Genomic DNA, 21897 nt, shown 5'->3' on the forward strand with positions numbered 1-21897 from the left:
GTCGCGGCAACCCCGGACCCCGGTGGCCGAACACGCACCACTCGCCGATCGGGAGCAGCTGATGAACAGCGTTCAGCACGCGACCAGTCCCGTTCTCACGCGCGAGTTCACCCGTCGTGCCGCCGGCGCCTGGATCCGCGCGGCGGACGCCGGGCTGATCGACGCCGCCGAGCTCACCTGGCTGCTGGGCCACCTGACCGGCGATCCGTGCGCCCGGACCGGCGCCGAGGTGGACGGATGAAGACCGAGAGCCGCACGCGGCCGGTGCTCACCTGGCAGTCCGCCGAAACCGATCTTCCCGGGCGGATGCTGACGCTGGTCTACCGCGTCGCGAAGCAGACCGGGCGCTCCCAGCGCACGAGCACCGCCCTGTGCCGCCGGGTGCTGGCCGCGGCGCCGGAGGTGGACCGGCGGTGCCGGGACGCGGCCGCCGAGCGGCAGGTGCGGGCCCGCGTGCTGGTGGCGCTGCGGGCGGACCTGGCGCCGCGGATCGAGCGCGCCACGCTGGACGCGGCCCTGCGCGACGCCGTCCTGCTCGACGAGGTGACCCAGCTGCCGCCGCGGCAGCGCTTCGCCCTGTGGTCCACCGCCGTCGACCGCCTCACGACCGCCGAACTCGCCACGCGCACGGGCTGGACGCCGCCGCAGATCGCCCGGCTGCTGCGGGCCGCGCTGCGGACCGTGACCTCGAGCGCGACCCTGCCGGAGTGAGAACCGGCACTCGACCTCGGGGACCACGCTGCGGACGCCGGACGGCCGGGAGAGACTTGACCCGTGTCCAGCAACGAACCCCCTGAGCCGCCGCCGCTGGTGATCCCCGACGAGCAGCCGGCCTTGCAGTGCAGTGTCAGCCGCCGTGGCAGCGCGGTCGTCGTCGCCGTGGCCGACGAGCTCGACCTCCTGACCGTCCCGGAGTTCAGCAGGACCCTGACCGCCATCCAGGCGGCCGCCGCCGGGCCCGTGGTGCTGGACCTGACGGCGGTGACCTTCCTCGACTCGAGCGGCATCAACGCCATCGTCCGCGCCAGCCGCGACGCCGACGACAACCCCACGCGGCTGCGGGTGGTGGCGGACGGCCCGACGGTCCTCAAGACCATCCAGCTCGCCGGAGCGCACGAACTGATCACCCTGGTCCCGACGGTCGACGACGCCCTGGCGCTGCCCTGACCCTGCCCTGACGCGATCGGTGCGGCCAGACTCGGCGCGGCCAGCCTCAGTGCGGCCAGGCTCAGCACGGCCGACGCCCTGACACGCACGGAGCGGGGGCACCGGATTCCGGTGCCCCCGCTCGGTCGTTCTCCCGCTTACCGTCAGACGGTGTGCGGGCTGTGCGCGACGGTGTTCCAGCCCGAGGCGATGACGCCGGCGTCGCCGCCGTTGCCCGCCCAGCCCGAGTTACCGCCGGTGGTGGTGCTGGTGTTGCCCGCGTCGCCGGTCCAGCCGGTGGCGCCGGTGTCACCCGAGTTGCCCGAGGTCACCGTGGTGGCCGACTTCGTGCCGCTCTCGTTGTTCCAGCCACCCTTGTTCCAGCCACCGTGGTGGCGGCCCTGCTGCTCGTGGCCACGGGTCGACGTGACGGCGGTGTTGCCGCCGGTCGAGCCCGAGTCGCCCGAGTTGCCGGACGTGCCGCTCACCGCGTCGTTGCCGCTGGTGGCGTTACCGGCGTCGCCGGAGTTGCCACCGTTGCCGCCGGTCGCGGTGCCGGTGACCGTGCCCGAAACGCTGCTGGTGCCGCCCTGGTTGTGACGGTTCCAGCCGTGCCCACCGTTGTTGTTCGTGGCGGAGTTCTTGCCGGTGCTCACGACGGTGGCGTCGCCACCGTTGCCCGCCCAGCCCGAGTTACCGCCGGTGGTGGTGCTGGTGTTCCAGGCGTCGCCGGTCGAACCGGTGGCGCCGGTGTCACCCGAGTTGCCCGAGGTCACCGTGGTGGCCGACTTCGTGCCCTCGTGCTTCCAGCCACCGTTGTTCCAGCCGGAGTCGTGCTTCCAGCCGTTGTCCCAGCCACCCTTGTTCCAGCCACCGTGGTTCCAGCCGCCGTTCTGGTGACCGCGGCCGTTGTCCTGGCCGCCCAGGGTCCACACGATGGCGGTGTTGCCGCCGGTGGAGCCCGAGTCACCCGAGTTGCCGGAGTTCCCGGTCACCGCGGAGTTGTGGCTGGTGGCGTTACCGGCGTCGCCGGAGTTGCCACCGTTGCCGCCCTTGGCGGTGCCGGTGACCGAACCCAGGACGCCCGTGGTGCCGCCCTGACGGTTCCAGCCCCAGCCGTGCCCACCGTTGTTCGTGGCGGAGTTGTGGCCCGTGCCGGCCGCGGTGGCGTCGCCACCGTTGCCCGCGTTGCCCGAGTTCCCGCCGGTGGTGGTGCTGGTGTTCGTGGCGTCGCCGGTCGAGCCGGTGGCGCCGGTGTTCCCGGAGTCACCCGAGGTCACCGAGGTGGTGCACTGCGCCAGCAGGCACAGGCCGTAGGCGCTGTTGCCACCGGTCGAGCCGGAGTTCCCGGAGTTGCCCGAGTTCCCCGACGTCGCGGAGTTGCTGCTGGTGGCGTTCCCGGCGTCGCCGGAGTTGCCACCGTTGCCGCCCTTCGCGGTACCCGTGACGGTCCCGAGCACCTTGCCGACACCGCGGGCGCCCCGCGAGTCCGCGGTGTTCTTGCCCGAGGCCACCGACGTCCCGGAGCCGCCGTCGCCGGCGTTCCCGGAGTGCCCACCGGTGGTGGTGCTGGTGTTCGAGGCGTTCCCGGTCGAGCCGGTCGCGCCCGTGTTCCCGGAGTTGCCCGAGGACACCGTGGTGTTGCACTTGGCCAGCACGCAGACGCCGTAAGCGCTGTTGCCGCCGGTGGAACCGGAGTTGCCCGAGTTGCCGGAGTTCCCGCTGACCGCGGTGTTGCCGCTGGTCGCGTTGCCGCCGTTGCCCGAGGTCCCGCCGTTGCCGCCGGTGGCGGTGCCGGTCACGACCGAGTGCAGCGTGTTGCCGAGCCCGCCGAGCGGGTTCGTGTTGCCGGTGTCCGCACTGGCCACCGCACTGCCCAGCAGGACGAACCCGCCGGAGATGAATGCGGCGGTCAGGCCGCGTCGCACGTACTCGTGCATGACTTCCCTTTCCTTACCATCTGTCCTTTATGGATTTCCGGAGGTGGAAAGGGAAAGTCAGCTCGGATGGTCGTTTCCGTAGAAGACCAGCCAGTACAGCGACCACGCGGCGCCCGGTGGCGCGCGCCAGGCCCGGTCGGTGCCGAGCACCCGCGAACCGGCGGACGTCACGGCGTATTCACCACCGTGCTGACCACCCGGGCTCGCCGACATCGCACCGCTCGTGCCGGACACGTCGGCGGGCAACCCGCCACCGCCGGATCCGGACATCGGAACCGCGGTGTCGGCGGTCTTGGCGACCGCCTGGGAAGAACCGCTGTGGACCACCGCGAAGACCCGGGCCTGCACCGGCGAGGCACTGGCACCCTCACGCGGCTGGGGCACGGCCGGTTGCCCGGTCACGGCCGGAACCACCTGGTCAGTCCGGATCGGACGGACCGGCGACGCGGTCACCGGAGCCGTGACGTGCAGTACCGGCTCCGTCACCGGGGACAGCGACCGCAGCACCGGCTCCGTCGCCGGAGAAAGCGCGTGCAGCACCGGCTGGGTCACCGGCCGCAGGGCCGAAAGCACCGGACTCGTCACCGGCTTCACCGCGTGGATCAGCGGCGCGACGACGGGCTCGAGCCCGCTCGTCACCGGCTCCAGCACCGGAGCGACCTGCGACGTCACGGCGTACACCGTGTCCGTCACCGGCTTCAGCACCGGCGCCACCTGCGACGTCACCGTGTGCACGGTGCCCGTCACCGGCTTCAGCACCGGTTCCGCCTGCGTTGTCACCGCGTGCAGAGTGCCCGTCACCGGCTTGAGGGCCGGTTCCACGGGCTCGAGCACGCCGTGCACGGTTTGCCCGGCTTGGTCGAGCAGGCCGGGCCGGTCGGGTGGCGGCGAACCTTCGGCAGCGTTCGCGGTGCCCGACACGAGCAGGGCCAGCACGGTGAACCCGAACAACGCGCCGGCCAAGATCAGCATCCGCAGCACGAACGGGTGCGGGGCCGGCGTTGTGTCCGTCAGGGAAGTATCCATCATCTCACCCCCTTTCGAGTGGCGACTTCACCGTCAGTCGTCTTTCGGGGCGAACGTCATCACCGGATTGGGTTAGATCCCAGTTATTTTCTTTTACCCGAAAGGGTTTCCTACCGCTGAGTAGCGGGTAACGAGGCCGCTTTCCGACCCATCCGCGGCGCCGACGGCCCCGAAAGGGAAACGTCCACGATGGATCCGTCCCGCCGCCGGGAAGCCCGGCGAGCGGGTGTCGCCCGCCGTACGCGTGCGGGCGGGGAGGAGTTCGCCCGTGTTCGGCAAACGCTACGCAGCAGCCATGATCAACCGGAGTGCCGAGAACGACCAGGACCGCCGCCGCTTCCTCAAAGCGGCCGGCATGACCGGACTCGGCGTCGTCGGCGCCGGAGCCCTCGGCGGTCTCACCGCCGGAACCGCGTCCGCGGCCACCGCCCGGCCCGCCGCCGCGGCCGCCGCGCCGAGCGGCGTCAGCGACGCCGCCGTCCTCAACTTCGCCCTCAACCTCGAGTACCTCGAAGCCGAGTTCTACCTGCACGCCGTCACCGGCCGCGGCCTCGACGACGCCATGACCACCGGCACCGGCGCCCGCGGCGGCGTCACCGGCGGCCGCGCCGTCCGCTTCCAGACCAAAGCCGCGAAGCAGTACGCGCAGGAGATCGCCGGCGACGAGAAGGCCCACGTCCAGTTCCTGCGCTCCGCCCTCGGCTCCGCCGCGGTCAGCCGCCCCGCGATCGACCTGCGCTCCAGCTTCACCGCCGCCGCCCAGGCCGCCGGTCTGGTCAAGCCCGGCCAGAGCTTCGACGCGTTCTCCTGCGAGGAGAATTTCCTGCTCGCCGCGTTCCTCTTCGAGGACGTCGGCGTCACGGCGTACAAAGGCGCGGCGCCCTTGATCACCAACAAGACCTACCTCGAAGCCGCCGCCGGCATCCTCGCCGTCGAGGCCTACCACGCGGCCAACATCCGCAGCGCGCTCTACCAGCGCGGCGAGGGCAAGGCCACCGTCAAGCTCTCGGCCGCCCGCGACAGCCTCGACGGCCCCACCGACGACGACCAGGGCGTCATCGACAGCCACGGCAACGCCAACATCGTCCCCACCGACGCCAACGGCATCGCCTACAGCCGCTCACCCGGCCAGGTCCTCAACATCGTCTACCTGACGAACAAGGCCGCCACCTCCGGCGGATTCTTCCCCAAGGGCGTCAACGGCGAGGTCAACACCAGCGCCGCGAACTGATCTCCGACGCGGGTGCCGGAGCGATCCGGCACCCGCGTGAACACCTTTCACGGCTGCGGGCAAGAGGAGGCGACACCACAAGCGGCAAAACTGGAGGACTCCCCCTTGCCCACCCTTCTCCCCCGCCGTGCGCGCCGGCTCGTGGTCGCCGTGCTGGCGACCGCCCTGGCCCTGCCCGGCGTACCCGCCGCCGCCACCCCACGGGAACCGGCGGCCCCGCAGCTGACCTGGTCCGACTGCCAGGACGGCTTCCAGTGTTCGACGGCGCCGGTGCCGTTGGACTACGACCAGCCCACCGGCGCCCAGGTGCAGCTGGCGCTGATCAAGCTCCCGGCACCCGACCCGGCGAAGCGCATCGGGACGCTGTTCGTCAACTTCGGCGGCCCCGGCGCGTCCGGGCTGCAGCGGCTGCGCGAGCGCGGCAAGTGGCCGTGGCTGTTCTCCGCCGAGCTGCGGTCCCGGTTCGACGTCGTGTCCTGGGACCCGCGGGGCATCGGCAACAGCACGGCCGTGCGGTGCTTCGACACCGAAGCCGACCAGCAGGCGTTCTTCGGTGCCTTCCCGGAGATGCCTGGCGACCCGAGCGGCGAAGCGCCGTTCTACGCCGCCTCGAAGGACCTCGCCGACCGGTGCGGCCAGAAGGCGGGGAGCATCCTCCAGCACGTCTCGACGGCGAACACGGCGCGGGACCTGGACCTGCTGCGCCGCGCCGTCGGTGACCAGAAGCTGACCTACCACGGGATCTCGTACGGGACGTTCCTCGGCGCCGTCTACGCCAACCTGTTCCCGGACCGGATCCGGGCCATGGTCTTCGACGGTTCGATGGACTTCGTGGGCAGCGCCACCGGCCACGACGGCACCGGGCCGACGGTCCCGCTCGACACCCGGCAGGACGTCCCGCGCGGCATCGCGGACACGTTCGACCAGTTCCTGAAGCAGTGCACCGCGGCCGGGCCGGACTGCGCGTTCTCCTCGGGTGACCCGAAGGCGAAGTGGACGGCGATCATGGCGCGGGCGAAGCAGGGCCCGATCACCGTCCAGGGGGCCGACGGCCCGGAAACCTGGACGTACTCCGGGATCATCAACACCGCGGGCGACCTTTCGGACCTGCGGGGCTGGCCGGACATCGCGGACCTGTTGCAGCGCTTGTACAACGCCAAGAACACGGTCGCGCGGCTGTCGGTGGCCACCGGTGAGCAGTACACCTCGAACCGCACCGAGGCGTTCAACGCGATCCAGTGCACCGACAGCGACGTCCCGACCGACCCGGCGATCTACAGCCGTTATGCCGCGTCGGAAGACCAGCGGGTGCCGTACTTCGGACGGATCGGCGCGCTGGACATGATGAGCTGCGCGTACTGGAAGGCGAAGGACACCGACCGGTACACAGGGCCGTGGAACCGCTGGACGTCGGCGCCGATCCTGGTGATCAACAACCGCTACGACCCGTCGACACCGCTGCACGGCGCGCAGGACGGCGCCGCGGAACTGGCGCGCGCCAAGGTGTTCGTGACCGACGGCTTCGGGCACTCGTCGATGTACGCGCCGAGCACGTGCACGGAGCAGGTCAAGCGGAACTACCTGATCGCCGGCACGTTCCCGGCGGCGGGCAAGACCTGCGGGCTGGACGCGAACCCGTTCGTCACGGGGTGAGTCCGTCGGCGGGCAGGCCGGCACCGGCCTGCCCGCCACGGTGCGCGTCGACGGCCGTACCGGCCGGTGAAGATCCTGCTAATGTGGAACGTGTTCTAGTTCCGGCGGCAGGAGGACGATGGCCGAACCGCAGCTCAGGAGCGCGTACCCGGTGGTCCCCGGCGTGCCACCCGCGCGGGCCCTGCTCGGTTCACGGATCCGGGACCTGATCGAGGCCGCCGTGTGCGTGCGCGACGACGAAGCCGATCTGGTCGCCGCGGCGGACCGGATCGAGGCCGTCACCGAGGCCCTGCGCGCCGCCGGCGGCGAGTCGCCGTTGCTGCTGGCCGCGCTCGAGGGCGGCGGGTACCTGAGCATCAACAACCCGGTCGAAGGGCCGGGAAACCCGCTGGCGCCACCGTTGTCGTGGGTGCACGTCGGGCCGGACTCGGTGCGGGCCGAGCTGCTGCTCGGCCCGGCGCACGAAGGACCACCCGGCCGGGTACACGGCGGCTGGGTAGCGGCGGTCATGGACCACGTGCTGGGCCGCGCCACCGCGGCGGCGGGCTTCCCCGGCATGACGGCCTCCCTGACGGTCGACTACCACCAGGGCACGCCCTACGGCGTCCCGCTGACGGCGGAAGGCCGCTTCACAAGCCGCGACGGCCGCAAGCTCCACGCCACCGGCGAACTCCGAGCAGGCAACGTGGTCTGCGCAACGGCAACGGCCCTGCTGGTCCAGTTCCGCCCCGGCCACCTCCCCACACCCCCCTAACCCACCACGCCCCACACCGTGTCGCCCCCCAAACCACACGAGCCGACTCCCCAATCACACGAGTCCCGCCCTCAATCACACGAGTCACGGCCCAGATCACACGAGTCCCGGCTCTGGTCACGCGAGTCCGGCTTGGATCACGCGAGTCCCGGCCCGAATCACGCCAGTTCCGGCCCGAATCACGCGAGTTCCGGCCTCCCGTATCGCGAGCCGACCCTCCAGACACACGAACCGACCCTCCAATCACGCGAGTTGACTCTCCAGACACACGAGCCGACCCTCCAGACACGCGAGTTGACCCTCCAGACACGCGAGTTGACCGTCCAATCACGCGAGTTCCGCCTTCAATCACACGAGTCCCGACCCAGATCACGCGAGTCTCGACTTGGATCACACGATTCCCGACCCGGACCACGCGAGTTCCGGCTCGGATCACGCGAGTTCCGGCCTCCGTACCGCGAGCCGACCTTCCAAGTACGCGAGCCGACTCTCCGAGTACGTGAGCCGACCCTCTGAGTACGTAAGCCGACCCTCCCGGCACGCGACCTGACCTCCCGGGCCCCGCTCCGAAGGCTCGGCGACCACCGGCCGCCTGCGTCAGCGCTCACGCGCCCCCGTCATCGCTTACGTGCCCGCGTCAGCGCTCATGCGGCGACCGACCGGCACCTCACGGGCCGCGGTCCGGTAGTTCGATGACCACCGTGCGGCCTTCGTCGTCGTCGTTCGCGGGGGGTGGGGGCATGGGCTCGCCCGGGGGGCGGGCGTCGACGATGTCCGTCGAGCGCACCAGCCTCAGTGGGGTGCCGGGGGCCGCGCGGAACGGTCTGACCCGGACCCACGTCGTGCACGTGTGCTCGTCGCGCAGGGTGGGGCCGGCTATCGTGCCGATGCGTTCCCGCGACGTTCGCAACCCGGGCATCGACGGCTCCCGGCGGCCGCGGTAGCGGACCTGCCAGCCCGGTGGGTACACGCCGGGTTCGGCATCCTCGGCCGTGGCCATCTCGTCACCCCGCTCGCTCGAACGTCGAAGGGCGCCGGGGGCTGGGGCGTGGCGTCCAGCCTAAGCCCGGGCGGGGCTCGGCGGGCTCGGCCAGGTGGGTGGTTCCGCCCGCGGGGCAGTCCATTGAGGACGGACGTCACCCGGGTGGTGGGCGCCGGGGTTCGATGCCGACGACGTCGCTGTCCGGCACCCAGACCGGCGGGCCGTCGCCCAGTGGGGCCAGCGGGATCGTTTCCAGACCTGTGCGCGGATCCCGCACCGGCGACCCGAGCACCACCCCGGCCGACCAGCCGGAAACCCGCCGATCCCGGTAGGTGAGGACCCAGCCCACCGGGTACTCGTCGTCCAACGCTTTTGCCGATTCCACCGCACAGCCCCGATTCGTCGACGAACTCTCGTCGCCGTGGTCCGGGGCGATGATCCAGCCTACGTGAGCACCGCGGCACCGCGGCAGCTCCAGCCGGGTGGTTCCGCCGGTCGCTCGCACCCGCCGGTGATCAGGCCTTGCGGCGCGCCAGTACGAGGGCCGGGTCCAGTGCCCGTTCGGCGAGCGCGCGGGCGACGTCGCTCAGCCGGAGGCCGTTGTTGCGCGCGTAGCCCCGCAGCGCGGCGAAGGCGTCGTCCATGGTGAGCCCGCCCGTCACGGCCAAGACGCCCTTCGCCTGCTCGATCGTCACCCGGCTGTTCAACGCGGTCTGCAGCTGCTCGGACATCGTCTCCCCGTGCCGGACGGCCCGCTCCTGGAGGATGCCGATGGTCGCGGTGTCGGCCAGCCCCTGGGCCAGGTAGACGTCGTCGGCCGCCAGCTCGCCCGGGCGGGCGCCGAACAGGTTCAGCGCGCCGATGGTCTGCTTGCGCAGCCGCATCGGCAGCGCGTGCACCGAGGCGAACCCCTCGCGGGCGGCCTCGGCGGCGAACCGCGGCCAGCGGCCGGCCGCCGCGGCGATGTCGGCGACCAGGACCGGGGTCCGGCTCGCGAAGCACTCCACGCACGGGCCCTCGTCGATGCCGAGCTGGAACAGCTCGAGCAGCCGGGCCTGCTCGGTCGACGACGCGAGCACCTGCAGGCTGCCGCGCTCGTCGACGAGCGTCAGGCCGGCCGCGGCGACGTCGAGCAGGTCCACGCACCGCCGCACCAGCGTGTGCAGCAGGTCGGCGACGTCGAAGTCGTCGACGAGGGTGTCGGCCAGTGCGACGAACGTCCGGGTCACCTGTCGTTCACGGTCGGCCATGCCCACCACCTCCTGGTTGTTCGTCGGATGTCTTCACGGTGACCCTCATCGGGGCTCCCGGTCCAGCCGGAGCCGGCCGGCCACGATGTCGGCGGCGACGTCGAGCAGCGGACGCCCTTCGCCGAAGGCGTGCGCGCGCATCCGGGCCAGCGCCGCCTCGGCCGGCACGTCGAGCTGCGCGATCAGCATCCCGGTGGCCTGGTGGACCTCCCGGTGCCGCATCCCCGCGCCCTCCATCCACCGGCCGTCCCCGTCGAGCCACCGGTCGCCGCCGAGCAGGCCCGACAGCGCCAGCGCGGCGATGTCGGCCACCTGCAGGGCCGTCGAGAGCTCGGCGGCGGTGAGCGAGCCCGGCGTCGCCCGGTAGGTGTCGAGGGTCGCCACGCGCACGACCCCGATCTGCAGCGGGAAGGTGAACAACGCCGCCACCGGGTGCTCGGCGGCCTGGGCGGCGAACACCGGCCAGGCCGGCGGGAGCCCGGCGGCGAGGTCGGGGTGGAGCACCGGCCCGCCTTGGGAAAACGCTTCGAAACACGGGCCTTCGCCGAGCGAGAACTGCATTTCGGCGAGCGCGGAACTCACCTCGTCGCTCGTGTAGACGACTTCGCGGTGCCCGGCGTCGGCCATCACCGACACCGCGGCGCCATCGACCGGGAGCAGCTCGACGCAGGCCCGGCACACCCGGCCGACCGTGTCGACGCCGCTGCCCGCCCGGCCGCCGGCGAGGGCGGCCAGGACGCCGCTGCGCAGGGCGTCGAGCTCAGCCACCCACCACACGCCGGCGCATGCGGGCCTCCTCCGGGTCGGTGTCCTGCACCGCCACACCGACTCGGAAGGACATGGGTACGGATCAGCTCCGCCACCGCGGCCGCACCGAACCCTACCCCGCGACGTGCGGGTACGCGGCCGACCGGTGCTGGAAGGCCAGGATCGCGGGGTTCACGATGACGCCGTCGCGGATCTCCACGGCGCGCCGCACGGTCTCGTGACCGTCCCATTCGGACGGTCCGCCGAGCACCGGCCGCAGCAGCGGGAGCAGCGCCTCGCTGATCTCCCACGTGGCCGAGTTCCACAGGTAGGACGGGCTGTGGTCGACGGCGTAGTAGGTGATGCCGTCGCCGACCGTGAAAGCCGGGTGGGCGAACGTGGTGGGCTTCGCCCAGCTGAAGCCCATGCCCTCGTCGCAGGAGACGTCGACGATGAGGCTGCCCGGCGCGAAAGCGGCGAGGTCTTCCTCGATGAGGAACGTCAGCGGCTCGGCGGTGTCCTGCAGCACGCAGTTGACGACGATGTCGTGCTCGGCGAGGAACCCGGCCAGCGGCACCCGGCCCCGGTCGGTCAGCGCGTGGCTGCGCCGGAGGTCGCCCGGGTTGTTCTCGTCGTGCTCGAAGTGCACCATCGTGGCGGAGTGGATCGGCGAGCCGACCGCCGCGATCCCCCGGCCGGTGAGCACGTGCACGTCGTGCACCCCGTGCGCGTTGAGCGCGGTCACCGAACCCCGTGCCGTCGCGCCGAAACCGATCACGACCGCGTTCAGCCGGCGGCCGTAGTCCCCGGTCGCACCGGCCAGCTGCAGCGCGTGCAGCACCGAGCAGTAGCCGGCGAGCTCGTTGTTCTTGTGGAAGACGTGCAGCCCGAACGAGCCGTCGCGGTTCCAGTGGTTCATCGCCTCGAACGCGATCAGCGTCAGCTTGCTGTCGATCGCCAGCTGCGTGAGCCCGGTGTCCTGGACGCAGTGCGGCCAGCCCCACAGCACCTGGCCGGGGCGCAGCTCGGCGACGTCCTCCCGCAACGGCTTGGCCAGCAACAGGACGTCGCACTCGGCGACGAGCTGCTCGTGGGTGCGCAGGCCGCCGACGAGGCCGGCCAGCTGTTCGTCCGCGACGCCGAAGTTCTCGCCGTAGCCGTGTTCGAGGAAGATGCGTTCGCGCAGATCGGAATCGATCCGCTCGAAGTGGCGGGGGTGGATGGGAAGCCGGCGTTCGTTCTCTTTCCGTGAACGGGAGACGACGCCGAGGGTGAGCTGGTCCACGAGGGCCCCTTTGGTAGACCCCAGTCTTAACACACAGTGCGTGTAGTGTCTGTGGTGACCGAGAGCATTTCGCGCGCGGGCGCTCGAGCCCGCGCCGTCCTCGGGCGCGTACCGGTCGCGATCGGCGGCCGGGGACGGGAGTCCCGGCATGACGTCGGCCCCCAGCACTGTCACCACCCCCGCGGCCGAGGAGCACGCCCTCCGGCTTCGGTTGAAGCCGAAGGGACCCACGACGGGGTACGTCGACGGCGCGTGGTGGCCGCGCTCGGCCGACCTGGTCGGCGAGCTGCCGGAGCTGTTCGCCGTACTGGCCGTCCGGCTGGGCCGGATCGAGCGCGTCACCTTCCACCTCGGCGATTTCGCCGACCCGCCAAGGCGAATCGAGTACGACGGCGAGCGGGTCCGGCTTGAGGGGTTCCGCTCGCAGCGAGCCGGGACGCTCACCGTGATCGGCGCGTCGGACCGCCACCGCGTGACCCTGCTGATCGTTCCCTCGGACGCGAACCCGGAAGCCGCGCACGACGTGCAGATGGCGGCGGCGCACCGCGACGGCACCGACACCGTCGAGACGCTGCTGGACCGTCTAAAGTAGACGCCCCGGGAGCGCGAGGCGGAAGATCTTGCGGACCACCGAGCCCAGCTGCCGGGACAGCGATCCCGTGTTGTATGGCAGGTCGTGCCGTTCGCAGATCTCCCGCACCTCGGCGGCGATCCGCGGGTAGCGGTGGCTGGGCAGGTCCGGGAACAGGTGGTGCTCGATCTGGTGGCTGAGGTTGCCCGACAGCACGTGGAACAGCGGGCTGCCGGTGATGTTGGCCGACCCGAGCATCTGCCGCAGGTACCACTGGCCCCGGCTCTCGTGCTCGCTCTCCTCCTCGGCGAAAACCTCGGCGCCGTCGGGGAAGTGGCCGCAGAAGATGATCGAGAACGCCCAGAGGTTGCGGAGCACGTTGGCCGTGACGTTCGCCGTCAGGGTCAGCGGCGCGAGCGGCCCGGTGAGCAGCGGGTAGACGACGTAGTCGCGCCCGGCTTGGCGCGCCGTCTTGCGCAGCATCGGCTTCAGCAGCGGGAGGACGTCGCGCCAGCCGCGGCGCCCCTGCACGATCCGGTCGACTTCGAGGTCGTGCAGCATGATCCCGTACTCGAAGAACACCGCCTGCGCCGCGGCGTAGACCGGGTTGCCGAGGTAGTACGGGTGCCACGGCTGGTCCTCGGTGATCCGCAGGATGCCGTAGCCGACGTCGCGGTCCTTGTCGAGGATGTTGGTGTAGGTGTGGTGCATGAAGTTGTGCGAGCGGCGCCACTGCTCGCCCGGGCACACCATGTCCCACTCGAAGGTCCGCGAGTTCAGCGCCGGGTCCTTCATCCAGTCGTACTGGCCGTGCATGACGTTGTGGCCGATCTCCATGTTGTCGAGGATCTTCGACAGCGTCAGCGCCGCGACGCCGCCGGCCCAGGCGGGCGGGAACCAGCCCGCGAACAACAGCACCCGGCCGGAGACCTCGCAGAACCGTTGCACGGCAACGACGTTGTGGATGTAGTCGGCGTCCTCCGCGCCGAGCTCCCCGGCGACGCGGGTGCGCAGCTTGTCCAGCTCCGTGCCGATCTGCTCGATCTCGACGGGATCGAGCTCCCGGTGCGTGGTGGTCATCGGCGGATCTCCTCGGGCCGTTCGACTGCGGTCGCCTGGGTCCGGGGCGCGCCCCCAGCGTAGGCGCGCGCACCGCGCCCGCGCTCGGCCAGGCGGGTGGTCCCGGATCGTTTCCACCCGCGCCACACGCGCGTAACGTGCCGCGCTCGACCCCGACGCTCGCGCTGTACGGCCCCGACACGACGGTCGTCCTGGAGGCAGTCGTCGCCTTCGCCGGTGCGACGTGATCAGTCCGGGACGGCGGCGCTCACCAAGGCGGCCGCGACGCCGCGGGCGGCCGACTCGGCGCTCGGGTCGCGGTCCATCCACGCGCTGATCCCGGCGCCGTCGTAGAGCAGCACCAACTGTTGCGCGAGCAGCTTCGGGTCCGTCGCGCGCGCCTGCTGGGCGAGGTCGAAGAACAGGTCGTGCAGCCAGGTGCGGTAGTCGGCGGCGGTCTCCTCGACCACGCCGCCCGGCGCGGCGTCGGCACTCGCGCTGACGAACGCGCAACCCCGGAACCCCGGCTCGGTGAACGACAAGCCCTGTACCTCGAAGGCGCCGACGAGACGCTCTTTCGGCGTGGCGTAACGGGTTTCGAGTTCGCGGGCCATCCGGTCGGCCGTGGCGGCGTGCCGGGCCTCCAGGTACGCGCGGACGAGGCCGTCCTTGCTGCCGAACGCGCTGTAGAGCGTCGCCTTGGCGACGCCGGCGTGCTCGATGACCCGGTCGATGCCGACGGACTGGACGCCCTCGGCGTAGAACAGCTCGTCGGCGGCGGCCAGCAGCCGCGCCCGCGCGGCCGCGCTGCGTTCCCGGGGTGACGGCGCCTTCTCGGACATGCGCACACCATAGCAGACAGGTCGGTCTGTCTGCGCTGAGGCGAGCGTCACCCTTGACGCATCCAGACCGGTCTGTCTAGGTTGATTCTTGCCAGACAGACCGGTCTGGATGACAACTCCGGAAGGTGCCGACCATGTCCGCTCAGCCTGCTACCGCCCTGGTCACCGGCGCGACGTCCGGGATCGGCAAAGCCGTGGCGAAGAAGCTGGCCGCCGACGGGCTGACCGTCATCGCGGTCGGCCGCAACGCCCGCCGCGGCGCCGAGACCGTCGAGGAGATCACCGCCGCGGGTGGCCGGGCCCGGTTCGTCGAGGCCGACCTCGAAGACCCGGCCGCCATCGAGCGGCTCGCGGCCGACGTCGGCGAGATCGACGTCCTGGTCAACAACGCCGGCCAGTCGGTCTGGGCGCCGACCGAGGACCTGAAGCTCGCCGACTACGACGCGATGTTCGCCGGCAACGTCCGTGCGCCGTTCCTGCTGGTGGCCGCGTTCGCCCCGGCGATGGCGGCCCGGGGGTCGGGCAGCGTGATCTCGCTGGGCAGCATGGCGGGCAGCGTCGGCCTGGTGAACGGCGCCGCGTACGGCGCGACCAAGGCGGCGCTCGCCGCCCTGACTCGCGGCTGGGCGGCCGAGTACAGCGGCCGGGGCGTCCGCTTCAACACCGTCGCACCGGGCCCGGTGTACACCCGCCCGGAGGCCCGCGACCTGTTCGACGCGCTCGCCGAGACGACCGCGATGAAGCGGGCCGCCGACCCGGCGGAGATCGCCGAGGTGGTGGCGTTCCTGGCGTCCCCGAAGGCCAGCTACGTCACGGGCGCGACCATCGCCGCCGACGGCGGCCGCACCGCCATCTGAAGACAGGAGCACGAACCATGGACTACGCACCCAGCCCCAGTGACCGCGTCCGCGAGCAGGTCGAGCGGTACGAAGCCACCGGTGGCCGTGAGGGCGGGACGCTCGAAGGCCAGCCCGTCGTCATCCTCACCACCACCGGCGCCAAGACCGGCAAGGTCCGCAAGACCCCGCTGATCCGGATCGAGCACGACGGCGTCTACGCCGTGGTCGCGTCCGCCGGGGGTGCGCCCGAGCACCCCGCCTGGTACCGGAACGTCCTCGCCGATCCCCTCGTGCGCGTGCAGGACCACGACGACGTCCACGCCGTCCGCGCGCGCGAAGTGCACGGTGCGGAGAAAGACCGCTGGTGGCGGATCGCGGAGACCTTCTGGCCGCACTTCCCGGAGTACCGCGAGAAAGCAGCCGGTCGCGAGATCCCCATCGTCGTCCTGGAACGACGGTGATCAGCAGATCGCGACGGCCAGGGTCGTGTCGCTCTGGCCGTAGTAGGCGAACCACCGGCCGCGGAAGTGCACCAGGCCCTCGACGAACGTGACGTTCGAGACCATCCCGTGGGTGTCCTCGAAGCTCGTCGGGCGCAGCCACGGCTCGGTTGTGCGCGCGACGACCGTCGCCGGATCCGCTGCGGCCACGGCGATCTGGCCGCAGCGGTAGTGGACCTCGGTGGGCGACGTCGCGGTCGCGCCGTTGGTCAGGAACACCAGCAGGCCGTCGTCGGTGCGGACCGGCGGGGCGCCGATCTCGACCAGGGTCGCGTCCCACTCGCCGGGGGTCGGCGTGTGCATCGGGTGCTCGTCGCCGGCGACCGGCGTCCAGTGCAGCAGGTCCGCCGACGTCGCCGCGTGGATCGTGCCTTCGCCGAACCACATCCAGTAGCGGCCGCCGAGCTTCTCCGGGTGGATGACGCCGGCCTTGCTCCACGGCTTGTCCGGGCCGTACGGCAAGGTTCGCCAGGTGTTGAAGCCCGGGAACAGCGGGCCGTGCTTCGCCCAGGTGCGCAGATCGGCCGACGTCGCCAGGCACAGCTGGGCCTGCGCGCCGTCGAAGCCGGTGTACGTCAGGTAGTACGTCTCGCCGACCCGCGTGATCCGGGGGTCTTCGCACCCGACCCGCTCGTAGTCGTGCTCAGGAACCAGAACCGGGTCGTCTTCACGGTCGAACCGGACGCCGTCCTCGCTCCAGGCGAGACCGATGCGGGAGACGCGGTCGGCCGCGTGCGCGCGGTAGAGCAGCGCGACGCGGTCGCCGACGACGATCGCGGCCGGGTTGTAGAGGTTCGCCGACTCCCAGCCGGTACCGCGCGGGCGCAGGATCGGGTTGGCCGGGCTCGGCTCGAACGGCCCGAGCGGGAACGTCGCGGTCACCGGTCGAGCAGCGCTTCGGCGATCAGCGCCTGGGTGATCTTCTGCAGCGGTGGCGCCGCGTACGACAGCAGCTGGATCATCCCGACGTAGAGCAGGTCGTGCTCGGGGTCGACCCAGAACCAGGTGCCCGCGGCGCCGTCCCACTGGTAGGTGCCGCGCCCGACCGGGGCGCCGGCCAGGGCCGGGTCGTGGAACACGGCGCCGTCGTAGCCGTAGCCGAACCCGGGCCGCAGGTCCATGTGCCCGGCGTGGAAACCCCGCTCCAGCAAGGATTCCGGCAGCTGGTTCGACATCTGCGCGGCGAGAGCTTCTTCGCTGACGATCCGGCGGCCGTGCCACTCGCCCCGGTTCAGCAGCAGCTGGGCGAACTTCGCGTAGTCGCCGATCGTGGAGACCAGGCCCATGCCGCCCATCGCCGCCGCGGGCGGGGTGGCGGAGTCGCGGTAGAGCGGGTTCCGGATCGGCAGCAGCCGGACCGGGCCGCCGGTGAAGTGCAGTGCCGCCCGCCGCCGGCGTTTCTCCGGCGGGGTGTGGAACGCGGTGTCGGTCATGCCCAGCGGCTCGAAGATGTGCTCCCGGAAGAAGTCCGGCAGCGACTGGCCGCTGAGCCGCTCGATGATCGCGCCCTGCAGGTCCATCGACAGGCTGTAGCGCCAGCTCGTCCCCGGCTGGTAGGCCAGCGGGAGCCGGCTCACGCGCGCCACGAAGTCGTCGAGGCTCGTGGCCCGGAACGGCCGTTCGGCGCGGTAGAGCCGGGTCATCGGGTCGGCCTTGTCCCAGCCGTAGGCGAACCCCGCAGTGTGCGTCAGCAGCTCGAGCATCGTCGGCGGGTGCACCGGGTCGGCGAGCACCGGGCGGCCGCGGTCGGCGAACCCGGTGGCGACGCGCAGGTTCTCGAGTTCGGGCAGGTGCTCGGCGATGGCGTCGGCCGGCTTCCAGAGCCCGCGGTCGGCGAGGATGGACATGGCCAGGCCGGTGACGGGCTTGGTCATGGAGAAGATGCGGAAGATCGTGTCGGTCCGCAGCGGCTTGCGCGGGAACCGGCGGTCGCGGCCCAGCACCGTGGTGCGCACGACCTCGCCGTGGCGCGCCACCAGCGTGACGGCGCCGGCGATCACGCCGTTGTCGACCTGCCGCTGCACGGCGGCGTCGACGCGGTCCAGTCCGGCCGGCGAGAGGCCGGCGTCTTCGGGGGTCACGCGTCCATCCTCGACGGCGCGAGCCCGCCCAGCCACTTCAGCGACGGCTTGGGCGTGCGCGCGAACGTCGTGCGGTCGACGGCGACCAGGCCGAACGTCGGACCCCAGTGGCCCCACTCCCAGTTGTCGAGCAGGCTCCAGTGGAAGTAGCCGCGGACGTCGGCGCCGTCGGCCATCGCCTCGCGCAACGACTCCAGCGCGCCGGTCGTGTAGGCGACGCGCCGGTCGTCGTCCGCCGTCGCGACGCCGTTCTCGGTGACGATGATCGGGACGTCGCGGGCCACGCGCGCCACCCGTCGCACGGCTCCGCCCAAGGCGCCGGGCGTGTACTCCCAGCCGGTCTGCGTGCGCTCGGCCGCCGGGTTTTCGGCCACCGTGCCGTCCGCGCGCAGCCGGCCGCCGGTGTAGGTCTGGACGCCGACGAAGTCGTCGCCCGCACTCGCCCGCAGGAAGACCTGGTCGCGGGGCTCGGCGTAGGCCTCCAGCGCCGCCTCGGCGCCGGGTTCGGCCTGGTAGTCCTGCACCGAGACGCCCCAGCCCACGAGCAGGCCCGGGTGGTTCACCCGCAATCGGTCCACAGTGGACCGGTGGACCGCGATCATCGCGTCCGTCGTCGCCGCGTCCGGTTCGGGCAGGCCGTGGGCCAGCTCCCCGGCCGCCGTCAGCTTCGGGAAGATGGCGACGATGTTGGGCTCGTTGATGGTCTCCACGCGCTCGACGCCGGCGTCGAGGACGGGCGCGAGCGCGTCGACGTACCGCAGGAACCGGTCCACGGCATCGGGTCGCAGCCAGCCACCGGCCGCGGAGAACCACAGCGGCAGCGTGAAGTGGTGCAGTGTCGCGAGGGGCCGCAGCCCGCGTTCGCGCGCGCCTTCGACGATCCGGCGGTAGTGCGCGATCGCGGCGTGCGAGACGTGGCCGTCGGCCGGTTCGACGCGGGACCACTCGATGCCGAAGCGGTAGTCGGTGAACCCCGCGCCCGCGGCGAGATCCAGGTCCTCGGGCCAGCGGTGGTAGCTGTCGACGGCGTCGCCGCAGCGCTCGGCGACCGGCGAGTTCGGCCGGTTCTCGCGGTACCACCAGTCGCTGGCGACGTTGCCGCCTTCGGTCTGGTGGGCGCCGGTCGCGACGCCCCAGAGGAAACCGGGCGGGAAGGTCATCGCACACTCCTGATGCCGAGGACGACGGCGGCCGCGGCCACCGCCAGGACGAGGGCGACCACGAAGATCGCCAGGTAGCCGGCCGCGCCGGCGAGCAGGCCGCCGGCGATCGGCGCGACGACGCCGGGCAGCGTCGAGCCGATGCTCAGCACGCCGAGGTCGCGCGCGGCCGTGCCGGGATCGGGCAGCACCGCGACCATCAGGGCCTGGTCGACCGCCAGGTACGCGCCCAGCGTCAGCCCGACGATCCCGAAGAACACCAGCTCGGTGCCCAGCCCCGGCGCGACGAGCAGCGGGACCAGGCCGAGCGCCAGCAGCACCGGCGCCCCGCCGACCACCGGTTTCAGCCGGCCGAGCCGGTCGGCCAGCACGCCCGCGACGATCACCGAGACGGCCGAGAGCACGCCCACCAGCAGCGTCGCCAGGCCGACGACCCGGCCGGCTTCGGCGGTGGGCAGGCCCAGGTAGTCGGTGAGCAGGTAGAGCTGGAACGTCGTGATCATCAGGATCGCCAAGATGAACAGGAACCGCCCGGTGAACGCGAGCCAGAAGTCGCGCGACGCCGGGAGCGCCAGGTCGCGCCGGGCGATCCGCCGGGGCTCGTCCCGGTTGTCGCGCCCGGGTACGGCGAGCGCGAGGACGACCGCGACGAGCACCATCAGCCACGGGACGACGATCAGCCCGCGCGCCGGCGTCGTCACCAGCGCGCCCGCCACGACCCCGCCGGCGGTCTGCCCGAGCAGGAAGCCGAAGCCGGCGAACGCCGACGCCCGGCCGACCGAGCCGGCCGGCACGTGGTCGGGGATCAGCGCCGACAACGCGGCCACCCACGTCCCGACGCCGAGCTGGAAGACCGCGTAACAGGCACCGACCAGCACGAGATCGCTGGTGAGCCCGGCCGCGGTGAGCGCCACTGCGGCCAGCAGGGCCGAGCCGAGCAGCCACGGCGACCGCCGGCCCAGCCGGCTGCGCGTCCGGTCCGAGAGGAGCCCGCCGAGCACGGTGCCGGCGGCGCTGGTCACCGCGCCGGCCACGGCGTAGGCGGTGAAGACGCCGACCTTGTGCGCGGGGGTGACGCCGGCCAGCAGGGCGGCGAGCAGGGTGCCGCTCGCCGCGCCCGGCGCGGCCCAGGCCAGCTGGCCGAGCAGCAGCAACGGCCCGAGCCGGCCCAGCCGCACGGCGCTCGCGTCGATCATCGGCGATCTCTCCACGGCGAGGACGGTACACGAAAACCCAGCGATGCTGTGTTTTCAATTTCCCGGTACCGTCGGCCCATGCCCGAACCGACACGTCGCGGCCCGTACGCCAAGGGGATCGCCCGGCGGCAGCAGATCCTGCGCGAGGCGCTGGCCGCCTACGCCGAGAGCGACAGCACCGGGCCGTCGCTGCGGGCCATCGCGAAGCGGACCGGGCTGAGCGAACGCGGGCTGCTGCACTACTTCCCGGCCCGTGACGAGCTGTTCGTGGCGATCCTCGCCGAGCGCGACGCGGCCGACCGCGCGAGCTTCGACCCGGACGGCCCGCTCGACGACCTCGCCGCGGTGACCGCGCACACCGCCAAGACGCCCGGCCTCGTCCGGCTCTTCCTCGAGATGACCGCGGCCGCGCCCGACCCCGAACACGCGGCCCACGGGTTCTTCACGCGCCGTTACCGCGAGCTGCGCGAGATCCTCGCCCGCAAGTTCCGCGGGTCACCGCGGCCCGAGACGCCGCCGGTCGACGCGGACTTCGCCGCGCGGGTGCTGATCGCGGCGTCCGACGGCCTGCAGGCCCAGTGGCTGCTCGACCCGTCGATCGACCTCGAGGACGACCTCGACCGCCTCGCCCGGCTCCTCCAGGCGGCCCGGTGAGCACCCCGCCGCCGGGCTTCGTGGTGCTGGAGTCGTCGCCGTTCTCGGGGCTGGTGGGACCGCTGCACGTCAACGACGACGGCGTGCTCGGGGTCCACGTCCGCGACGAGCACCGCAACACGCTCGGCACGGCCCACGGCGGCTTCCTGATGACGCTGGCCGACATCGCCGCCGGACGCACCGCGCGCCACGCGATCGGCGAGGGCGCGGTGGTCCGCACGGTCAGCTCGACGGTCGACTTCCTCTCGGCGGCCGCGGTCGGCAGCTGGCTGGAAGTGGCCACGACGGTGGACCGCGTCGGCCGCCGCGCGGTCTTCACCTCGTGCCGGGTGACGTCGGCGGGAACGACCGTCGCGCGGGCCAGTTTCGTCCTGCTCCGCGCCTAGTCGTCAGAGCCGGTCGCGACGGCGGAAAATACCGAACAGCAACGCCGACAACAGCACGATCGCCAGCGTCGACATCCAGAAACCGAGCGAGCTCCCGCTGCCCGGATACGGCACGTTCTGGCCGAAGAAGCCGGTCACCGCGGCCGGGACGGCGATCACCGCGGCCCAGCCCGTCACCTTCTTCATGATCAGGTTGAGCCGGTTGCTCTGCAGGTTCAGCTGCGTCTCGCGAATCGTGGAAACCAGCTCCCGCAACGACTTCGTCCACTCCGACGCGCGCAGCACGTGGTCGTAGACGTCCTGGAAGTACGGCGCGGTCGCCTCGTCGAAGAACGGCTGGTGCTCGTGGACGGCGTCCTCCACGGCCAGGCGGTGCAGCCCGAACTCCGCCGTCAGCGCGGCGAGGTCCGCTTCCGTCGGCTCGCACAGGTCGACCCACACGGCCGTGTCCTCGTCGGCTAGGAAATCCGACACCTGCTCGACCGGAAACCCTCCTCCTTCAGTTCGCCGCCGCGCCGATCACACCGCTCCCCCTTTCGTGAATAGTGCACCAACTGCGGTGCGCGGGTACCCCCATCGGGATTACCCCTCGCGA

General features: G+C 71.9%; 25 protein-coding genes. 11 read left to right on the plus strand and 14 right to left on the minus strand.

Annotated elements, in window-relative coordinates:
* Nucleotides 1–61 precede the first annotated feature (61 nt).
* The 3 genes from OHS58_RS26940 (at nucleotide 62) to OHS58_RS26950 (ending at nucleotide 1167) form a co-directional block, all read left to right on the plus strand.
* Nucleotides 62–241 (plus strand): hypothetical protein, encoded by a 180-nt coding sequence (locus OHS58_RS26940; protein ID WP_326958756.1) that lies wholly within the window; start codon nucleotides 62–64, stop codon nucleotides 239–241.
* On the plus strand, nucleotides 238–711 hold the full coding sequence (locus OHS58_RS26945; RefSeq protein ID WP_326943805.1) for a sigma factor-like helix-turn-helix DNA-binding protein: 474 nt from the start codon (nucleotides 238–240) through the stop codon (nucleotides 709–711). The genes OHS58_RS26940 and OHS58_RS26945 overlap by 4 nt, the downstream gene beginning before the upstream one ends.
* Nucleotides 712–774: 63 nt before the next feature.
* Nucleotides 775–1167 carry an STAS domain-containing protein gene (locus OHS58_RS26950; protein WP_326943806.1) on the plus strand — a complete coding sequence of 131 codons (393 nt, stop codon included), beginning with the start codon at nucleotides 775–777 and terminating at the stop codon, nucleotides 1165–1167.
* Between the two features lie 143 nt (nucleotides 1168–1310).
* Here OHS58_RS26950 and OHS58_RS26955 read toward each other — a convergent pair whose 3' ends face one another.
* Together OHS58_RS26955 and OHS58_RS26960 are read right to left on the minus strand one after the other, a co-directional pair.
* Complete coding sequence (locus tag OHS58_RS26955) at nucleotides 1311–3086, minus strand: beta strand repeat-containing protein (protein ID WP_328644418.1); 1776 nt, start codon at nucleotides 3084–3086, stop codon at nucleotides 1311–1313.
* 57 nt (nucleotides 3087–3143) lie between these two features.
* Nucleotides 3144–4115: a hypothetical protein gene (locus OHS58_RS26960; protein WP_328644419.1), complete on the minus strand. Its 972-nt coding sequence runs from the start codon at nucleotides 4113–4115 to the stop codon at nucleotides 3144–3146.
* 265 nt (nucleotides 4116–4380) lie between these two features.
* Between OHS58_RS26960 and OHS58_RS26965 the strand changes: the two genes are divergently transcribed.
* The 3 genes from OHS58_RS26965 to OHS58_RS26975 all read left to right on the plus strand — a co-directional run bounded on the left by OHS58_RS26965 (nucleotide 4381) and on the right by OHS58_RS26975 (nucleotide 7750).
* A complete protein-coding gene (locus OHS58_RS26965) occupies nucleotides 4381–5343 on the plus strand; it encodes a ferritin-like domain-containing protein (RefSeq protein ID WP_328644420.1) in 963 nt (320 codons plus the stop codon).
* A 105-nt stretch (nucleotides 5344–5448) separates the two neighbouring features.
* Nucleotides 5449–6996, plus strand: coding sequence for an alpha/beta hydrolase (locus OHS58_RS26970; RefSeq protein WP_328644421.1), 1548 nt, complete (start codon nucleotides 5449–5451; stop codon nucleotides 6994–6996).
* 118 nt (nucleotides 6997–7114) lie between these two features.
* Nucleotides 7115–7750, plus strand: a complete 636-nt coding sequence (locus OHS58_RS26975; protein WP_326943811.1) for a PaaI family thioesterase — start codon at nucleotides 7115–7117, stop codon at nucleotides 7748–7750.
* 667 nt (nucleotides 7751–8417) lie between these two features.
* Here OHS58_RS26975 and OHS58_RS26980 read toward each other — a convergent pair.
* The 5 genes from OHS58_RS26980 to OHS58_RS27000 all read right to left on the minus strand — a co-directional run bounded on the left by OHS58_RS26980 (nucleotide 8418) and on the right by OHS58_RS27000 (nucleotide 12014).
* A complete protein-coding gene (locus tag OHS58_RS26980) occupies nucleotides 8418–8750 on the minus strand; it encodes a hypothetical protein (RefSeq protein WP_326943812.1) in 333 nt (110 codons plus the stop codon).
* Nucleotides 8751–8886: 136 nt separating this feature from the next.
* The gene (locus tag OHS58_RS26985; RefSeq protein WP_326943813.1) at nucleotides 8887–9117 is read right to left on the minus strand and encodes a hypothetical protein; all 231 of its coding nucleotides are present in this window, start codon (nucleotides 9115–9117) and stop codon (nucleotides 8887–8889) included.
* Between the two features lie 130 nt (nucleotides 9118–9247).
* Complete coding sequence (locus tag OHS58_RS26990; RefSeq protein WP_328644422.1) at nucleotides 9248–9982, minus strand: GAF and ANTAR domain-containing protein; 735 nt, start codon at nucleotides 9980–9982, stop codon at nucleotides 9248–9250.
* 45 nt (nucleotides 9983–10027) lie between these two features.
* A complete protein-coding gene (locus tag OHS58_RS26995; protein ID WP_326943815.1) occupies nucleotides 10028–10750 on the minus strand; it encodes a GAF and ANTAR domain-containing protein in 723 nt (240 codons plus the stop codon).
* Between the two features lie 112 nt (nucleotides 10751–10862).
* On the minus strand, nucleotides 10863–12014 hold the full coding sequence (locus OHS58_RS27000) for a N(5)-(carboxyethyl)ornithine synthase (RefSeq protein WP_328644423.1): 1152 nt from the start codon (nucleotides 12012–12014) through the stop codon (nucleotides 10863–10865).
* A gap of 148 nt (nucleotides 12015–12162) precedes the next feature.
* On the opposite strand from OHS58_RS27000, the gene OHS58_RS27005 reads away from it, so the two are divergent.
* Nucleotides 12163–12606 (plus strand): DUF5994 family protein, encoded by a 444-nt coding sequence (locus OHS58_RS27005; protein ID WP_328644424.1) that lies wholly within the window; start codon nucleotides 12163–12165, stop codon nucleotides 12604–12606.
* Here OHS58_RS27005 and OHS58_RS27010 read toward each other — a convergent pair.
* Together OHS58_RS27010 and OHS58_RS27015 are read right to left on the minus strand one after the other, a co-directional pair.
* On the minus strand, nucleotides 12598–13665 hold the full coding sequence (locus OHS58_RS27010) for a fatty acid desaturase family protein (protein WP_326943818.1): 1068 nt from the start codon (nucleotides 13663–13665) through the stop codon (nucleotides 12598–12600). The genes OHS58_RS27005 and OHS58_RS27010 overlap by 9 nt on opposite strands.
* Before the next feature lie 227 nt (nucleotides 13666–13892).
* Nucleotides 13893–14486: a TetR/AcrR family transcriptional regulator gene (locus tag OHS58_RS27015; protein WP_326943819.1), complete on the minus strand. Its 594-nt coding sequence runs from the start codon at nucleotides 14484–14486 to the stop codon at nucleotides 13893–13895.
* Between the two features lie 134 nt (nucleotides 14487–14620).
* Between OHS58_RS27015 and OHS58_RS27020 the strand changes: the two genes are divergently transcribed.
* A complete protein-coding gene (locus tag OHS58_RS27020; protein ID WP_328644425.1) occupies nucleotides 14621–15343 on the plus strand; it encodes an SDR family NAD(P)-dependent oxidoreductase in 723 nt (240 codons plus the stop codon).
* Nucleotides 15344–15360: 17 nt separating this feature from the next.
* Nucleotides 15361–15786 (plus strand): nitroreductase family deazaflavin-dependent oxidoreductase, encoded by a 426-nt coding sequence (locus tag OHS58_RS27025; RefSeq protein ID WP_328644426.1) that lies wholly within the window; start codon nucleotides 15361–15363, stop codon nucleotides 15784–15786.
* Here the strand turns inward: OHS58_RS27025 and OHS58_RS27030 are convergent, their stop codons facing one another.
* Genes OHS58_RS27030 through OHS58_RS27045 form a run of 4 tightly spaced genes read right to left on the minus strand, consistent with a single transcriptional unit; the run spans nucleotide 15787 to nucleotide 20277 of the window.
* Nucleotides 15787–16707, minus strand: coding sequence for a glycoside hydrolase family 130 protein (locus OHS58_RS27030; protein WP_328644427.1), 921 nt, complete (start codon nucleotides 16705–16707; stop codon nucleotides 15787–15789).
* Nucleotides 16704–17906, minus strand: a complete 1203-nt coding sequence (locus OHS58_RS27035) for a serine hydrolase domain-containing protein (protein WP_328644428.1) — start codon at nucleotides 17904–17906, stop codon at nucleotides 16704–16706. The genes OHS58_RS27030 and OHS58_RS27035 overlap by 4 nt, the downstream gene beginning before the upstream one ends.
* Entirely contained in the window at nucleotides 17903–19066 is a 1164-nt protein-coding gene (locus tag OHS58_RS27040) for a glycoside hydrolase family 1 protein (protein WP_328644429.1), read from the minus strand. The genes OHS58_RS27035 and OHS58_RS27040 overlap by 4 nt, the downstream gene beginning before the upstream one ends.
* Nucleotides 19063–20277: an MFS transporter gene (locus tag OHS58_RS27045; RefSeq protein ID WP_328644430.1), complete on the minus strand. Its 1215-nt coding sequence runs from the start codon at nucleotides 20275–20277 to the stop codon at nucleotides 19063–19065. Before OHS58_RS27045 ends, OHS58_RS27040 begins: the two co-directional genes overlap by 4 nt.
* Before the next feature lie 63 nt (nucleotides 20278–20340).
* Between OHS58_RS27045 and OHS58_RS27050 the strand changes: the two genes are divergently transcribed.
* The gene (locus tag OHS58_RS27050; RefSeq protein WP_247056421.1) at nucleotides 20341–20916 is read left to right on the plus strand and encodes a TetR/AcrR family transcriptional regulator; all 576 of its coding nucleotides are present in this window, start codon (nucleotides 20341–20343) and stop codon (nucleotides 20914–20916) included.
* On the plus strand, nucleotides 20913–21302 hold the full coding sequence (locus tag OHS58_RS27055) for a PaaI family thioesterase (protein ID WP_328644431.1): 390 nt from the start codon (nucleotides 20913–20915) through the stop codon (nucleotides 21300–21302). The genes OHS58_RS27050 and OHS58_RS27055 overlap by 4 nt, the downstream gene beginning before the upstream one ends.
* Before the next feature lie 3 nt (nucleotides 21303–21305).
* Here OHS58_RS27055 and OHS58_RS27060 read toward each other — a convergent pair whose 3' ends face one another.
* Nucleotides 21306–21776 carry a CorA family divalent cation transporter gene (locus OHS58_RS27060; RefSeq protein ID WP_328644432.1) on the minus strand — a complete coding sequence of 157 codons (471 nt, stop codon included), beginning with the start codon at nucleotides 21774–21776 and terminating at the stop codon, nucleotides 21306–21308.
* Nucleotides 21777–21897 lie beyond the last annotated feature (121 nt).

The organism is Amycolatopsis sp. NBC_00348, from assembly GCF_036114655.1.
Taxonomy (GTDB): domain Bacteria; phylum Actinomycetota; class Actinomycetes; order Mycobacteriales; family Pseudonocardiaceae; genus Amycolatopsis.

Excerpts from the sequence above, each read along its gene's own strand:
- OHS58_RS26940 (WP_326958756.1), top strand. The coding sequence starts at position 62 with ATGAACAGCGTTCAGCACGCGACCAGTCCCGTTCTCACGCGCGAGTTC.
- OHS58_RS26945 (WP_326943805.1), top strand. The coding sequence starts at position 238 with ATGAAGACCGAGAGCCGCACGCGGCCGGTGCTCACCTGGCAGTCCGCC.
- OHS58_RS26955 (WP_328644418.1), bottom strand. The coding sequence starts at position 3,086 with ATGCACGAGTACGTGCGACGCGGCCTGACCGCCGCATTCATCTCCGGC.
- OHS58_RS26960 (WP_328644419.1), bottom strand. The coding sequence starts at position 4,115 with ATGATGGATACTTCCCTGACGGACACAACGCCGGCCCCGCACCCGTTC.
- OHS58_RS26975 (WP_326943811.1), top strand. The coding sequence starts at position 7,115 with ATGGCCGAACCGCAGCTCAGGAGCGCGTACCCGGTGGTCCCCGGCGTG.
- OHS58_RS26980 (WP_326943812.1), bottom strand. The coding sequence starts at position 8,750 with ATGGCCACGGCCGAGGATGCCGAACCCGGCGTGTACCCACCGGGCTGG.
- OHS58_RS26990 (WP_328644422.1), bottom strand. The coding sequence starts at position 9,982 with ATGGCCGACCGTGAACGACAGGTGACCCGGACGTTCGTCGCACTGGCC.
- OHS58_RS27005 (WP_328644424.1), top strand. The coding sequence starts at position 12,163 with ATGACGTCGGCCCCCAGCACTGTCACCACCCCCGCGGCCGAGGAGCAC.
- OHS58_RS27010 (WP_326943818.1), bottom strand. The coding sequence starts at position 13,665 with ATGACCACCACGCACCGGGAGCTCGATCCCGTCGAGATCGAGCAGATC.
- OHS58_RS27015 (WP_326943819.1), bottom strand. The coding sequence starts at position 14,486 with ATGTCCGAGAAGGCGCCGTCACCCCGGGAACGCAGCGCGGCCGCGCGG.
- OHS58_RS27020 (WP_328644425.1), top strand. The coding sequence starts at position 14,621 with ATGTCCGCTCAGCCTGCTACCGCCCTGGTCACCGGCGCGACGTCCGGG.
- OHS58_RS27025 (WP_328644426.1), top strand. The coding sequence starts at position 15,361 with ATGGACTACGCACCCAGCCCCAGTGACCGCGTCCGCGAGCAGGTCGAG.
- OHS58_RS27040 (WP_328644429.1), bottom strand. The coding sequence starts at position 19,066 with ATGACCTTCCCGCCCGGTTTCCTCTGGGGCGTCGCGACCGGCGCCCAC.
- OHS58_RS27050 (WP_247056421.1), top strand. The coding sequence starts at position 20,341 with ATGCCCGAACCGACACGTCGCGGCCCGTACGCCAAGGGGATCGCCCGG.